The 13,366-nt window shown below is 69.0% G+C and carries 15 protein-coding genes; 3 read left to right on the top strand and 12 right to left on the bottom strand.

Going from position 1 to position 13,366, the window contains the following annotated elements:
* Positions 1-68: 68 nt before the first annotated feature.
* The 4 genes from PQS31_RS12700 to PQS31_RS12715 are packed head-to-tail and all read right to left on the bottom strand — an operon-like array spanning position 69 to position 3,018.
* On the bottom strand, positions 69-863 hold the full coding sequence (locus tag PQS31_RS12700; RefSeq protein WP_272763109.1) for a thymidylate synthase: 795 nt from the start codon (positions 861-863) through the stop codon (positions 69-71).
* Positions 864-901: 38 nt separating this feature from the next.
* On the bottom strand, positions 902-1,801 hold the full coding sequence (gene lgt / locus PQS31_RS12705; protein ID WP_272763110.1) for a prolipoprotein diacylglyceryl transferase: 900 nt from the start codon (positions 1,799-1,801) through the stop codon (positions 902-904).
* A gap of 4 nt (positions 1,802-1,805) precedes the next feature.
* On the bottom strand, positions 1,806-2,585 hold the full coding sequence (locus tag PQS31_RS12710; protein WP_272763111.1) for a TerC family protein: 780 nt from the start codon (positions 2,583-2,585) through the stop codon (positions 1,806-1,808).
* 52 nt (positions 2,586-2,637) lie between these two features.
* Complete coding sequence (locus PQS31_RS12715) at positions 2,638-3,018, bottom strand: diacylglycerol kinase (protein WP_272763112.1); 381 nt, start codon at positions 3,016-3,018, stop codon at positions 2,638-2,640.
* A 213-nt stretch (positions 3,019-3,231) separates the two neighbouring features.
* Here PQS31_RS12715 and PQS31_RS12720 point away from each other — a divergent pair, with 213 nt between their 5' ends.
* The gene (locus tag PQS31_RS12720; protein ID WP_272763113.1) at positions 3,232-3,942 is read left to right on the top strand and encodes an SGNH/GDSL hydrolase family protein; all 711 of its coding nucleotides are present in this window, start codon (positions 3,232-3,234) and stop codon (positions 3,940-3,942) included.
* A gap of 383 nt (positions 3,943-4,325) precedes the next feature.
* Positions 4,326-5,546 carry a S8 family peptidase gene (locus tag PQS31_RS12725; RefSeq protein ID WP_272763114.1) on the top strand — a complete coding sequence of 407 codons (1,221 nt, stop codon included), beginning with the start codon at positions 4,326-4,328 and terminating at the stop codon, positions 5,544-5,546.
* 66 nt (positions 5,547-5,612) lie between these two features.
* Here PQS31_RS12725 and PQS31_RS12730 read toward each other — a convergent pair whose 3' ends face one another.
* The 5 genes from PQS31_RS12730 to PQS31_RS12750 form a co-directional block, all read right to left on the bottom strand.
* Positions 5,613-6,848 (bottom strand): ABC transporter permease, encoded by a 1,236-nt coding sequence (locus tag PQS31_RS12730; RefSeq protein ID WP_272763115.1) that lies wholly within the window; start codon positions 6,846-6,848, stop codon positions 5,613-5,615.
* Positions 6,845-7,588, bottom strand: coding sequence for an ABC transporter ATP-binding protein (locus PQS31_RS12735; RefSeq protein WP_272763116.1), 744 nt, complete (start codon positions 7,586-7,588; stop codon positions 6,845-6,847). Before PQS31_RS12735 ends, PQS31_RS12730 begins: the two co-directional genes overlap by 4 nt.
* Positions 7,585-9,123 carry an efflux RND transporter periplasmic adaptor subunit gene (locus tag PQS31_RS12740; protein WP_272763117.1) on the bottom strand — a complete coding sequence of 513 codons (1,539 nt, stop codon included), beginning with the start codon at positions 9,121-9,123 and terminating at the stop codon, positions 7,585-7,587. The genes PQS31_RS12735 and PQS31_RS12740 overlap by 4 nt, the downstream gene beginning before the upstream one ends.
* A gap of 107 nt (positions 9,124-9,230) precedes the next feature.
* Entirely contained in the window at positions 9,231-10,544 is a 1,314-nt protein-coding gene (locus PQS31_RS12745; RefSeq protein WP_272763118.1) for a HAMP domain-containing sensor histidine kinase, read from the bottom strand.
* A gap of 23 nt (positions 10,545-10,567) precedes the next feature.
* Positions 10,568-11,281, bottom strand: coding sequence for a response regulator transcription factor (locus PQS31_RS12750; RefSeq protein ID WP_272763119.1), 714 nt, complete (start codon positions 11,279-11,281; stop codon positions 10,568-10,570).
* A 137-nt stretch (positions 11,282-11,418) separates the two neighbouring features.
* On the opposite strand from PQS31_RS12750, the gene PQS31_RS12755 reads away from it, so the two are divergent.
* A complete protein-coding gene (locus tag PQS31_RS12755) occupies positions 11,419-11,763 on the top strand; it encodes a DMT family protein (RefSeq protein ID WP_096208241.1) in 345 nt (114 codons plus the stop codon).
* A 9-nt stretch (positions 11,764-11,772) separates the two neighbouring features.
* Here PQS31_RS12755 and PQS31_RS12760 read toward each other — a convergent pair whose 3' ends face one another.
* Genes PQS31_RS12760 through mazG form a run of 3 tightly spaced genes read right to left on the bottom strand, consistent with a single transcriptional unit; the run spans position 11,773 to position 13,247 of the window.
* Complete coding sequence (locus tag PQS31_RS12760; protein WP_272763120.1) at positions 11,773-12,075, bottom strand: DUF962 domain-containing protein; 303 nt, start codon at positions 12,073-12,075, stop codon at positions 11,773-11,775.
* A gap of 57 nt (positions 12,076-12,132) precedes the next feature.
* Positions 12,133-12,465, bottom strand: coding sequence for a YnfA family protein (locus tag PQS31_RS12765; RefSeq protein WP_272763121.1), 333 nt, complete (start codon positions 12,463-12,465; stop codon positions 12,133-12,135).
* Positions 12,462-13,247, bottom strand: a complete 786-nt coding sequence (gene mazG, locus PQS31_RS12770) for a nucleoside triphosphate pyrophosphohydrolase (protein ID WP_272763253.1) — start codon at positions 13,245-13,247, stop codon at positions 12,462-12,464. The genes PQS31_RS12765 and mazG overlap by 4 nt, the downstream gene beginning before the upstream one ends.
* Positions 13,248-13,366 lie beyond the last annotated feature (119 nt).

Here is a 13,366-nt window from a genome sequence, read left to right on the forward strand (position 1 = left end):
GCCCGCGCATCGGTGCGGGCGATGGCGCCCGCTCCTTCGAATCACCGCTCACGGATCACCGGCCTTCATCACACCGCCACCGGCGCCTTGATCGCGGGCGCCGGATCGTAGCCCTCGATCGCGATGTCCTCGAATCGGAACCCGAACAGGTCGGTGACCTCCGGATTGAGCCGCAGCGTCGGCAACGCGCGCGGGGTGCGCGTCAGCTGCTCGCGCGCCTGATCAAAGTGATTCGAATACAGATGCGCATCGCCCAGCGTGTGCACGAAATCGCCCACGCCGAGCCCGCACACCTGCGCGACCATGTGGGTCAGCAGCGCGTAGCTGGCGATGTTGAACGGCACCCCGAGAAAGATGTCGCCGCTGCGCTGGTAGAGCTGGCAGCTGAGCTTGCCGTCGACGACGTAGAACTGGAACAGCGCATGGCACGGCATCAGCGCCATCTCCGACAGCTCGCCGACGTTCCAGGCGCTGACCACGAGACGCCGCGAGTCCGGATTGCGACGGATCTCGTCGACCAGCCATTGCATCTGGTCGATCGTGCGGCCGTCGGCCGTCGTCCAGCGCCGCCACTGCTTGCCGTAGACCGGCCCCAGCTCACCGTCGGCGTCGGCCCATTCGTCCCAGATGCTGACCTTGTTGTCGCGCAGATAGGCGATGTTGGTGTCGCCCTGCAGGAACCACAGCAGCTCGTGGATGATCGAGCGCAGGTGCAGCTTCTTCGTCGTCACCAGCGGAAAGCCGGCGGCGAGGTCGAACCGCATCTGCCAGCCGAACACGCTGCGCGTGCCGGTGCCGGTGCGGTCCGACTTCTCGGCGCCGTGCTCGAGCACGTGCTGCAGCAGATCGTGGTACTGCTTCATCGCGATCTCCTGATCGATGAGGGCCGGGCGTGCATCGCTTACCTGGTTTCGGTGGTCGCCGCGGGCGGCACCGGCTGCAGCGTCGGTGCGCTGCGTGAGCGCCACAGCAGGAACAGGCCCAGCGCGATCAGCGGCAGCGACAGCACCTGGCCCATCGTCAGCCAGCCGAACGCCAGATAGCCCAGTTCGGCATCGGGCACGCGTACGAACTCGACGATGAAGCGGAACACGCCGTAGAGCAGTGCGAACAGGCCCGACACCGCATACCGCGGCCGCGGCTTGCGCGAGAACCACCACAGCACCGCGAACATCACCAGGCCCTCGAGAAACGCCTGGTAGAGCTGCGAGGGGTGGCGGGCGAACTGGTCCAGCGCGCCGGTCGCGAACTCGCTCTGCAGGCGCTCGGCCGACCAGCCACGAAACGCCGGGTCGGTCGGAAACACCACGCCCCAGCCCGCCTGGGTGTACTTGCCCCACAGCTCGGCGCCGATGTAGTTGCCGATACGCCCGAAGCCCAGGCCCGGCGGCACCCACGGCGCCACGAAATCCATGACGTCGAAGAAGTGCAGGCCCTGCCGGCGCGTCCACCACCACGCTGCGACCAGCACGCCGAGCAGGCCGCCGTGGAAACTCATGCCCCCGTCCCAGACCTTGACCAGCATCAGCGGGTCGCGCAGCAGATCGCCGAAGGCATAGAACAGCACGTAGCCGATGCGGCCGCCGAGAATCACGCCGAGGATGCCGTAGAACAGCAGGTCGCCGAACTGCTCGACGCTGACGCCCGGCAGCCGGCCGGCGCGGATCCGGCTGCGTCCGAGCAGCCAGGCCACGGCGAACGCCAGCAGGTACATCAGGCCGTACCAGTGGATCGACGGATGGAAGGGCCCCACCTGCGGCAGATGGACGGCGATGGGATCGATCTGGTGAAGAATCGTCATGGGATCAGCGCGGCAGCGGGTGGGTGGGCGCATCGACCGGCGGAATGGGCTCGCCGCGCACGCGCATCGCATTGCGCTTGGCCCACAAATTCAGCAATTCCACCGCGGCCGAGAATCCCATCGACCCGTAGAGGTAGCCGCGCGGGATGTGGACGCCGATGCCGTCGAGCATCAGGTACACGCCGATCAACACGATGAAGGCGAGCGCCAGCATCTTCACCGTGGGATTGGCGTCGATGAACCGGCCCAGCGGCTGCGCCGCCAGCAGCATCACCGACACCGCGACCAGGATCGCCGCGACCATCACCGGAATGTAGTCGCCGGCCATGCCGACCGCCGCGATCACCGAGTCGAGCGAGAACACGATGTCGATGACCGCGATCTGCGCGATGACCGCCCCGAACGAGGCGGCGGCCTTGCCGGTAGTGCCGTGCGCTTCGGGATCCTCGCCCTTGATCTGCTCGCGGATCTCGAGCACGCCCTTCACGATCAGGAACAGGCCGCCGAGGATCAGGATCAGGTCACGTACCGACACGCCGCGGCCCAGCACCGCGAACAGCGGATCGGTCAGCCGTGCCAGCCACGCCAGCGTGAGCAGCAGGGCGATGCGGGTGATGCAGGCCACGGCGATGCCGAACTTGCGCGCGAACTCGCGCTTCTCGACCGGCAGCTTCGACACCGCGATCGAGATGAAGACCAGGTTGTCGATACCCAGCACGATCTCGATCGTGCTGAGGGTGATCAGCAGGATCCAGACCTGCGGATCGGTCAGAAGCTCCATCATTGGGGACACATCCTCGATTCAATTGACGACGGCGTGGCGCCGGCCATCCGGTTCACAGCAGGCGCGGCAGCAGGATCAGGCCCCACACCGCCAACACATTGATCATGGTCACGAACACCGCCGCCGAGCCCATGTCCTTCGCGCGACCGGCAAGCTCGTGGTGCTCGGGCCCATACCGCTCGATCACGGCCTCGATCGCCGAATTCAGCAGTTCCACCGCGAGCACCAGCAGGCAGCTGCCGAGCAGCAGCGCGCGCTCCACCCCGCTCTGGCCCAGCCACACCGCCAGAGGCGCCAGCACGGCCAGCAGACAGACCTCGAGGCGGAACGAAGACTCGTGCAGCCAGGCCGCGCGCAGGCCCTGGCAGGACCAGATGGTGGCCTTGAGCATCCGCGCAGGGCCGCGCGGCCAGTGTCCGGTCTCGTCGGCCACGGTCAGCCCCCCGGTCGAGCGGACGGACCGCGCGTCGGACGGCAATGGAATACGGACCACGGCAGAGCGGTCGGGGGCATGGGGCCGGAATTCGGGGGCGGCGGACGGGGCCGACGGATTCTGACACATCCGCCGCAGCCACCTCCCGGGTTTGCATCGCTGCGCCGGGGCTGTTTGACTGGCCGGCCGTCTGTCCGGATCCAGGAGCCCGCCGTGCGCCTTGCCCTCCGCTCGACCGCCCTGCTGTGGGCCGCCCTGGTGATCCTCGTGGCCTGCGCCTCGCCCGGCGCCCGGCCGGGCCTCGACCCGACCGCCGGCCTCGACCCGGTCTCGTCGCCCGACTGGGCGATCGACATGGCCCGGTTCGCCGCCGAGGATGCCGCGCAGCCACCACCGGACCGGCCGATCGTGTTCACCGGCAGCTCGTCGGTGCGCATGTGGGACACGCTGGCACGGGATTTCCCCGAGGTACCGGTACTCAATCGCGGCTTCGGCGGGTCCCAGGTCCGTGACGCCGTCTGGTATGCCGACGAGGTCGCGCTGCGCTACCGGCCGCGGCAGATCGTGCTCTACGCCGGCGACAACGACACCAACGAAGGCCGCTCCCCGGCCCAGGTGCTCGCCGACACCCGCGCGTTCGTCGCCCGGGTGCATGCCGCGCTGCCCGGCACCCCGATCGCCCTGCTGGGCATCAAGCCGAGCCCGTCGCGGGTGCACCTGCTGCCGGTGCAGCGCGCCACCAACGACGCGCTGCGCGCCTGGGCGGCGAGCCAGCGCAACGTGGCCTACATCGATGTCTTCACGCCCATGCTGGACGCCGAGGGCCTGCCGCGCGACTCCCTCTTCATCGACGACCGCCTGCATATGAATGCCGAGGGCTACGCCCTCTGGCGCGAGATCATCGGACCGTATCTGGTGCGTTGACGGCGGCAGGCCGCGGGCCCGCATATCGCGCCGGCACGCGCTGCCGTGTGCCGCGTGTATGTCTCGGACCCGAGGTCGATGGTGGCGCGATGACAGCGCAGGTCAATCGCGCGTGCGCGTGCTGCATCGCAGCATCGCCGGACGGTCGATCGCGCCCGGATGACGCGGCGCGCGACATGACAGCCACATTACTGTGGGCGCGCGCACGCGGGGTCTGTGCATTCACGATCAAATGTCCCGTTTGTCTTGACAGGGACAGCGTCGCGCTCACAGCGTCGAGGCGTCCGGTGTCGCCGCGCATGCGTCACCGTGCTGCAAGGAACAGGGGAACCACCGCCATCGATCCACCGCGTCGTACCCACCGATTCGATAAGGACATTCCGATGAACCAGAAGCGCCTGCTCGCCCTCGCTCTCGCCGCCGCCCTCGCCTCGCCCGCCTTCGCCGGCGAATTGAAGAAGGCCGACAACCCCATCCCGGGGCAGTACATCGTGGTCTTCAACAGTGCCGACATCCGCGAACGCGTGGATTCCGAACGCCTCGCCGGCCGACTCGACAAGGCCTCGGCGGCGTCGCCCGATCTGGCCATCGCCGCCGAGGTCGAGCGCACGGTGGTCGACGTCGCATCGCGCTACGACCTCGACGTGCGCCAGCTCTACACCCATGCGCTGCACGGCATGGTGGTGCAGGCCGACGAGCGCAAGCTGGCGCGGCTGCTCAACGATCCGCGCGTGGACTTCATCGAAGAGGACGGCTACGTCGAACTTTCCGCCACCCAGACCGGCGCCACCTGGGGCCTGGACCGTGTGGACCAGCGTGACCGTCCCTTGAACGGCACCTACATCTACGATCCGCTGGCCGCGAACGTGCGCGCCTACATCATCGACAGCGGCATCCGCACCGGCCACACGCAGTTCGGCTCGCGCCTGCTGTCGGGCTATTCGGCGATCAACGACGGCCGCGGCACCAACGACTGCAACGGCCACGGCACGCACGTGGCCGGCACCGTGGGCGGCACCACCTGGGGCGTCGCCAAGCAGGTGCGCCTGGTGCCGGTGCGCGTGTTCGGTTGCAGCGGCGGCAGCGCCAACTCCACGATCATCGCCGGCATCGACTGGGTGCGCGCGAACCGGGTGCTGCCCGCGGTCGCCAACATGAGCCTGGGCGGTGGCGCCTCGACGGCCACCGACAACGCCACCAACAACCTCATCAACAGCGGGGTCACGGTGGTGGTCGCGGCCGGCAACGACAACGCCAACGCCTGCAACTATTCGCCCGCGCGCGTGGCCAATGCGGTGACCGTGGGCTCGACGACCTCGACCGATGCACGCTCGTCGTTCTCGAACTTCGGCAGCTGCGTCAACATCTTCGCGCCCGGCTCGTCGATCACCTCGGCCTGGTCGACCAGCACCTCGGCGTCGAACACCATCAGCGGCACCTCGATGGCATCGCCGCACGTGGCCGGCGCGGCGGCGCTGTATCTCACCAACAACCCGTCGGCGTCACCGGCGACCGTGCGCAACTGGCTCTACACCAATGCGACCACCAACCGGCTGACGGGCATCGGCACCGGCTCGCCGAACCGCCTGCTCTACACCCGCTGAGTCCGGACGGACACCGCGGATCGAAGGGCGCCTGCGGGCGCCCTTCCCTTGTCCGGCCATCGGCCCTCACTGCTGGCGCAAGGCGTCGATGGGATCGAGTTGCGATGCCTTGCGCGCGGGGTAGTAGCCGAAGAACAGACCCGTGGCGACCGAGAACCCGGCGGCCAGCAGCACCACCTGGGTATTGAGCACGGTCGGCAGGTCGCTGAAGCGCCCGACGAGCAGCGCCCCGCCGATGCCGATGCCGATGCCGAGCACACCGCCGCCCAGCGACAGCAGCATCGCCTCGGCGAGGAACTGCCGACGCACGTCCGCCGGACCGGCGCCGACGGCCATGCGCAGGCCGATCTCGCGGATCCGCTCGGTCACCGAGACCAGCATGATGTTCATGATGCCGATGCCGCCGACGATCAGCGAAATCGTCGCGACCGCGCCCAGCAGCAGCGACATCAGCCGTGTGGTGGCGGTGCGCGTGGCCACGATCTCGGAAATGTTGCGCACCGTGAAATCGTCCTCGGCGCCCGGGGCGATGCGGTGGCGCTGACGCAGCAGGGCTTCGACCTCGCCCTGCACATAGCCCAGGTCGTCGGCGTTGGCCACGGTCAGGGCGATCTGCATCACCGCGCTCGGCGGCAGCCCCGAGGCGCCGAGCAGCCGCCGCCGTCCGGTCTCGAGCGGCACCATCATCACGTCGTCCTGGTCCTGGCCGAACCCGCCCTGGCCCTTCGACGCCAGCGTGCCGACCACGGTGAACGGCGTACGCCCGATGCGCACGGTCTGCCCGACGCCGCTGTCGTCGCCGAACAGTTCGCGCCGCACGGTCTCCCCGAGGATCACGACCTTGCCCGCGCCGGTGTAATCCTGCGGCTCGAACAGGCTGCCGTCGGCCAGCGTCCAGGCGTTGATCTCGAAGAAGTCGGGCTGCACGCCCTGCCAGCTGCTGGCCCAGTTGCGTTCGGCGAACACGACCTGGCTGCTGCCGCGCAACTGCCCGGTCACCAGTTGCACCTCGGGAATTTCGGCGCGGATGGCCTCGGCGTCACCCTCGGTCAACGTGTAGAAGGCGCTGCCGGCCTGGCGCGCGCCGCCGCCAGTGCGGCGTGAACCCGGCGAGATGTCGAGCCGCTGGGAGCCGAGTCCCGACACCATGCGATCGATCTCCGCCTGCGTGCCCTGCCCTACCGACACCATGACGATGACCGCGGCGATGCCGATGATCACGCCGAGCGAGGTCAGCATGCTGCGCATCCAGTTGCCGCGCAGCGCGAAGATCGCGGTGCGCAGCACGTCCATGTAGGTCATGCATCACCTCCCGGCGCCGGGCGCACGCGGGTGTCATAGGGCGCTTCCTCATGCAGTTCGCCGTCGCGCATGACGAAGGTCCGGTCCGCATGCGCGGCCACCTCGGGATCGTGCGTGATCAGCACCACGGTGTGCCCGTCGTCGCGCAGGCGCTTGAACAGGGCCAGGATCTCCTCGCCGGTCTTCGTGTCGAGCGCACCGGTCGGTTCGTCGGCCAGCAGCACCGGCGGACGGTTGATCAGGGCCCGCGCGATCGCCACGCGCTGCTGCTGGCCACCCGACAGCTCGCTCGGCCGATGACCGCCGCGGTTGCCCAGACCGACCGCCTCGAGCGCAGCGCGCGCGCGCTCGTGACGCGCGTCGTTGGGCACCCGCGCATAGCCGAGCGGCATCGCCACGTTCTCGATCGCGGTCATCCGCGGCAGAAGGTTGAAGCCCTGGAAGACGAAGCCGATCTTGTCGCGACGCAATTCCGCGAGCTGCTCGCGGTCGAGCGTGGCGACATCGACGCCGTCACAGTGGTAGCGGCCCGACGTGGGCGTATCCAGGCAACCGATCAGGTTCATCAGCGTCGACTTGCCCGAACCCGACGGCCCCATGATGGCCACGAACTCGCCGTGCCGGATGCACATGTCGACGGCGTGCAGCGCGATGACCTCGGCTTCGGTCCCCGCCGAATAGACCTTGCCCAGCGCATGCGTTTCGATCACCGGCGGCCGGATGTCGGTCGCCCCCGTCATCGTGCCGCCGCGCGTTCGCCGGTGACGATGAGATCGCCCTCGGCCAGGTTGCCGGTGACTTCGGTCATGCTGCCGTCGCTCGCTCCGAGGCGGACCTGCACCGGCTCACGACGGCCGTCGACGAGGCGATACACGGTGACGCGGGTCGCGCCGACGGTGCCGGCGAGCGTGCGCGTCCACGTGGCCCGCTGCTCCGCATCGAGGGTCGCGACGAAGCCTGCGAAGGTCTGCTGGAACCGGTCCATCATGCGCTGGCGGATCTGCGCCTGCACCGCCGGATCGCTGCGTCCACCGCCGCCCGACCCGCCCATGCCCATGCCCGGTGGCGGGCCACCCGCACCGCCCGGTCGCGCGCCGCCGCCCTGTCCGCCGCTGCGGCCGGCCTGCTGGCGCTCGCGCATGGTCGCCAGCGCGGCGTCGAATGCCGCCTGCTGGGTCGCATCGAGGTCCATCGCGGCGGCGGCCGCGGTCAGGTCGTCGATCAACCCTCCGCCCCGCGGCGCACTGCCCCCGGACGCCGGAGCCGGCGCCGACGCGGCGATCTGGTCGGCGTCCGCCGGCCGGTAGCGCAGCGCGGCGTTGGCGACCCGCAGCACGTCCGCGCGGTTGCTGACCTCGATCTCGGCGTTCACCGTCAGCCCCGGCAGCAGCGTGCCGTCGGCGTTGTCGACGGACACGACCACCGGGTAGGTGACGACGTTGTTGGTGGTCGTCGCCGCCAGCCGCACCTGCTCCACCGTGCCCTGGAAACGGCGGTCGTTGAACGCATCGGCGGTGAAGCTCACCGACTGGCCCTCGCGCACCTGGCCGATGTCGGCTTCGTCCACCGCGAGCTCGATGCGCATCTTGCTGAGGTCCTCGGCGATCGTGAACAGCTCCGGCGCCTGCAGGCTGGCCGCGACCGTCTGCCCCGGTTCGATCGAGCGGGTGAGGATGGTGCCGTCGACCGGTGAGCGGATCACCGTGCGTTCGAGGTTGATGCGCGAGGTCTGGGTCGAGGCGGTCTGCTGGGTGATCTGGGCCTCGGCCGACGCTGCCTGGGCGCGTGCCTGGTCGAGCGTCGCGCGCGCCAGATCGACATCGCTACGGGCGATGAGCTGCTGCTCGACGAGATCCGACTTGCGCGCGTAATCGAGTTCCGCGTTGCGCAGGCTCGCCCGGGCCTGGGCCAACGACGCACGCGCGCTGCTGATCTGCGCCGCGCCCTGCTCGATCTGCGCCTGGTAGGTCGCCGGATCGATCCGGGCCAGCACCTGGCCCTGCTCGACGGTGTCGTTGAAGTCCACCAGCACCTCGGTGATCAACCCCGAAATCTGGCTGCCGACGGTCACCGTGGACGTGGCGCTGAGCGTGCCCGTGGCCGAGATCACCACGCGGATGTCGCCCCGTTCCACCGGCGTGGTGCGCCAGGCGTCCTCGGCGCTGCCGGCGCCGCGCTGGTACCAGACCCACAGACCGGCCGCGACGACCGCGGCGACGACGATGACGGGAACGAAGCGCGGCACACCGCGGCGGGGCTTGGGACGGGTCGACATGGGCAGGTTCTTGGCGGGCAACACAGCAGGCTAACGCACGGCTCGCACGGGAGTTGACCCGCCGCCAGGTTTTTCGCCGCGCGCGCGGTCCAGGCCCACGACGCCGTTCAGAGCAGGCGTTCGGCCAGCACGATGGTGACCGTCGTGCCCTCGTCGGGCGTGCTCTCGAGGGCAACCGGCCAGCCGAAACGCGTGCCGAGGCGGCGCACGATCGACAGGCCGATTCCCTTGCCGGCCTGACTGAAGGGATCGGCGCGGAAGAACGGGTCGTACACACGCTGCAGCACCTCGGGCGACATGCCGATGCCGGTATCGCGCACGATGATGCGGTCGCGATCGACCACGATGTCCACGCCGCCGCGCTCGGTGAACGCCCAGGCGTTGCGCAGCAGATGGCCGAGCATCACCCCGAGCACGCGCGGCGGGGCCTCCAGCTTCGGACGCGCCTGGACGTCGATCTGCAATGCGAGCTGCTTGCTCTCGAACAGCGGGCGCACCTTGTCGACTTCCTCCTCGACGATCTCGAGCACGTCGAAGATCTCGCTCTGCGGCATCACGCCGCGTTCGCGGGCGAGCACCAGCAGCGCATCGATCACCGCCTCCATGTCCTGGCTGGCGCGGCGGATGCGCAGCAGCGGACGCTGCTGGTGCGGCGGCGTCGACGGGTCGGACGCGATCATGTCGCTGGCGACGCGGATCACCGTCAGCGGCGTGCGCAGTTCGTGACTCGCGTCGCGGGTGAACTCGCGCTCGCGGCGCACGAACGCACCGATGCGCTCGCCCAGGCCATGCAGGGCGTTCGACAGCGCCTGGGCCTCGCGGCCGACGCCCTCGCGCGGCTCGAGCGGTGCGGGAATGCCCTCGTCGTCACCGGAGGGATTCCAGCGCCCCACCTCGTCGGCCAGCTGGTGGATCGGCAGCACCATGCGCTTCGACGTGCGGTAGGTGAGCCAGGACACGACGAAGATGGTGGCGAGCGTCAGCAGCGCCAGCCCGCCGGCCGCCAGGGCCAGCAGGCGGTCGAACAGCGACATCGAGGTGGCGAGGTAGAGCGTGCCGGCCTCGCGGCGATCGACCAGAAGCACGCCTTCGGTGTCGCGCCGGTCGGAGAAGCCTTCCGGCGCGTCCTTGAACCAGACCAGATTGGCGATGGCCCGTTCGCCGACCAGGATGCTGTCGTACGGTCCGCCGTCGGCGGGCACGAAATAGCCCTGGATGTTGACGCCGTAGGGCGGCGGGTACGCCGCGTCGGTGCCGCGCGCGCGCCAGTAGGCTTCGGCTTCGGCCCGCAGCCACTGGCGCGCGACGACCTCGCGGCCGACCAGCGCCGCGGCCATCACGCACACGATCAGCGTGATGCCGGCGACGACCGCCTGCAGCGTGAACGCATCGCGGATGCGATTGGGAAGGCCCTGCGGCATCGGACAGCCCGTGGACGCCGGCCTCAGGCCGGCGACTGCTCGATGTCCGCGATCCGGTAACCGGCGCTCTGGACCGTGTGCAGCAACTGCTTGTCGTAGGGCTTGTCGATGATCTTGCGCAGGTTGTAGAGGTGGCTGCGCAGCGTGTCGGAGTCGGGCAGGCTGTTGCCCCAGATCTCGCGTTCGATCTCCTGGCGGTTCACCACGCGCGGCGATTCACGCATCAGGATCGTCAGCAGCTTCATGCCGATCGGCGAGAGCTGCAGTTCGATGCCGCCGCGGGTGGCGCGCATGCTGGCCGGATCCAGTACGAGATCGGCGACCTTCAGGACTTCCGACCCCACCTGACGGCGCTCGCGACGGATCAGCGCACGCAGGCGCGCCTCGAGTTCCTGGATCGCGAAGGGCTTGGTGAGGTAGTCGTCCGCACCCGAGCTCAGGCCGGTCAGCTTCTCGTCCAGGGTGTCACGCGCGGTGAGCATCAGCACCGGCGTCGACTTGCGCGCGTCTTCGCGCAGTCGCTTGCAGACCTCGATGCCGTCCAGTCGGGGCAGCATCAGGTCGAGCACGATCACGTCATAGCTGTTCTCGGTGGCCAGGCGATACCCGTCCAGGCCGTCGGCGGCGTAATCGACCTCGAAACCGCGGCCCTCGAGGTACTCGCCCACCATCTCGGAGATATTGCGGTTGTCCTCGACGATGAGGACGAGTCCTCCTGGCTCCTGACCTGCACGCATAACGGCTCCGGTGAATGACATGGTGGATTAATCTTTGTGAAGATAGGGGTCGACCGGTGCAGGACTTGTGAAGATTCGGGTCGCGGCCGCAGTATCCGCGGGCCCGAACGCCTCTCTCCTGCTGTCCGGATCCCCCCATGCACGGCTACGAACGGTTCCTCCCCATCCTGCTGTTGGTCGGCTCGAACATCTTCATGACGTTCGCCTGGTACGGCCATCTGAAGTACCGCAGCGTGCCGATCCTGACCGTCATCGTGGTCAGCTGGGGCATCGCCTTCTTCGAATACCTGCTGATGGTGCCGGCGAACCGCATCGGCGCCGCGGTCTATTCCGCGCCGCAGCTCAAGGGCATGCAGGAGGTGATCACCCTGCTGGTGTTCGCGGGCTTCTCGACCTGGTATCTCGGCCAGCCGCTGAAGTGGAACCACTGGGCGGGGTTCGCGCTGATCGTGGTCGCCGCCTGGCTGATCTTTCTGGAATGAGCGCCGGCCTCAGAAGCGGATGCGACCGCGCAGGATGTCCTTGAACATCACCCAGTCGCCGATGAACGAGTAGATGGGGTGCTTGAACGTGGCGGGGCGGTTCTTCTCGAAGAAGAAATGCCCGACCCACGCGAAGCCGTAGCCGCAGACCAGCGCGGCCAGCGCCCACCCGCCGCTGCGCTGCCACAGTGCGACGCCGAGCAGGACCAGCACGCCGCAGCTGCCGATGAAATGCAGGCGTCGCGAGACCGGGTGCGTGTGCTCGGCGAGATAGAAGGGATAGAACTCGCGGAAGCTGGCGAAACGGCGCATGTGTTCTCCCGGAGCGCGCGGTCGGTGCGTCATTGATCGCACCGGCATCTGCATGCGTCAACCGGCTCCGCCCGTGCGCGGCGCGAACATGATCACCGCCATGCCGCCCAGACACAGGGCGGCGCCGAGCAGATCCCAGCGGCTCGGCGCCAGCCCGTCCACCCGCCACAGCCACAGCAGCGCGACCGCGACGTACACGCCGCCGTACGCCGCATACACGCGCCCGGATGCCGTGGGATGCAGGCTCAGCAGCCACACGAATGCCGCCAACGCGACGGCTGCCGGCAGCAGCAGCCACGCACTGCCGTCCTTGCGCAGCCACAGCCAGGGCAGATAGCAGCCGACGATCTCGAAGAACGCGGTCGCGACGAACAGCAGCAGCGTCTTCAAGGGCGGCGTTCGGCCTGCTTGGCGCGATGCCAGTACCCGTCCTGCGCGTCCAGCGACTGGCCCGAGAGCGGCTGCCCGTCGGCCTCGGCCATCGCTTCCATCGCACGGAAACGCCGCTCGAACTTGTGGTTCGCGCGGCGCAGCGCCGCGCCGACGTCGACCTTGGCGTGACGGGCGAGATTCGCAGCGACGAACAGCAGGTCGCCGAGTTCTTCCTCCAGCCGGTCCTGCGCCGCGGCGTCGTCGGGATCGGCCACAACCGCAGCGAACTCGGCGCGCACCTCCTCGATTTCCTCGTGCAGCTTGTCGATCACCGGCGCCGGACCGGGCCAGTCGAAGCCGACACGCGCGGCGCGCGCCTGCAGTTTCACCGCGCGCTGCCACTCGGGCAGCCCGCGGGCGATGCCGGCCAGCGCAGACGTGTCGGGATCGCCCGCCGCCGCGCGCTCGCCGCGCTTGATGGCATCCCAGTTGCGCAGCACGGTGTCGGCATCACCGGCCTCCGCGTCGCCGAAGATGTGCGGGTGCCGGCGGATCATCTTGTCGCTGATCGCATCGACCACATCGCCGAAGCCGAACGCGCCCTGCTCCTGCGCCATCTGCGCGTGGAACACCACCTGGAGCAACAGGTCGCCGAGCTCGTCGCACAGGCCTGGCAGATCACCGCGATCGATCGCATCGGCGACCTCGTAGGCTTCCTCGATCGTGTACGCCGCGATCGACGCGAAATCCTGTTCGAGATCCCAGGGGCAGCCCCGCTGCGGGTCGCGCAGGCGCGCCATGATGCCGAGGATGCGCTGGATGTCGCCGGGGGCGTCGGTCACGTCGGACTCCTGGGAACGAGGGCGGACGCCTCGATCGAGGCCACGCATTGTAGAAGCGGGGCGCGCGCGTGCGGCTC

It is taken from the genome of Luteimonas sp. BLCC-B24 (genome assembly GCF_028550595.1).
GTDB lineage: Bacteria > Pseudomonadota > Gammaproteobacteria > Xanthomonadales > Xanthomonadaceae > Luteimonas.

Excerpts from the sequence above, each read along its gene's own strand:
- PQS31_RS12700 (WP_272763109.1), bottom strand. The coding sequence starts at position 863 with ATGAAGCAGTACCACGATCTGCTGCAGCACGTGCTCGAGCACGGCGCC.
- lgt (WP_272763110.1), bottom strand. The coding sequence starts at position 1,801 with ATGACGATTCTTCACCAGATCGATCCCATCGCCGTCCATCTGCCGCAG.
- PQS31_RS12710 (WP_272763111.1), bottom strand. The coding sequence starts at position 2,585 with ATGATGGAGCTTCTGACCGATCCGCAGGTCTGGATCCTGCTGATCACC.
- PQS31_RS12725 (WP_272763114.1), top strand. The coding sequence starts at position 4,326 with ATGAACCAGAAGCGCCTGCTCGCCCTCGCTCTCGCCGCCGCCCTCGCC.
- PQS31_RS12730 (WP_272763115.1), bottom strand. The coding sequence starts at position 6,848 with ATGACCTACATGGACGTGCTGCGCACCGCGATCTTCGCGCTGCGCGGC.
- PQS31_RS12735 (WP_272763116.1), bottom strand. The coding sequence starts at position 7,588 with ATGACGGGGGCGACCGACATCCGGCCGCCGGTGATCGAAACGCATGCG.
- PQS31_RS12740 (WP_272763117.1), bottom strand. The coding sequence starts at position 9,123 with ATGTCGACCCGTCCCAAGCCCCGCCGCGGTGTGCCGCGCTTCGTTCCC.
- PQS31_RS12745 (WP_272763118.1), bottom strand. The coding sequence starts at position 10,544 with ATGCCGCAGGGCCTTCCCAATCGCATCCGCGATGCGTTCACGCTGCAG.
- PQS31_RS12750 (WP_272763119.1), bottom strand. The coding sequence starts at position 11,281 with ATGCGTGCAGGTCAGGAGCCAGGAGGACTCGTCCTCATCGTCGAGGAC.
- PQS31_RS12755 (WP_096208241.1), top strand. The coding sequence starts at position 11,419 with ATGCACGGCTACGAACGGTTCCTCCCCATCCTGCTGTTGGTCGGCTCG.
- PQS31_RS12760 (WP_272763120.1), bottom strand. The coding sequence starts at position 12,075 with ATGCGCCGTTTCGCCAGCTTCCGCGAGTTCTATCCCTTCTATCTCGCC.
- mazG (WP_272763253.1), bottom strand. The coding sequence starts at position 13,247 with ATGGCGCGCCTGCGCGACCCGCAGCGGGGCTGCCCCTGGGATCTCGAA.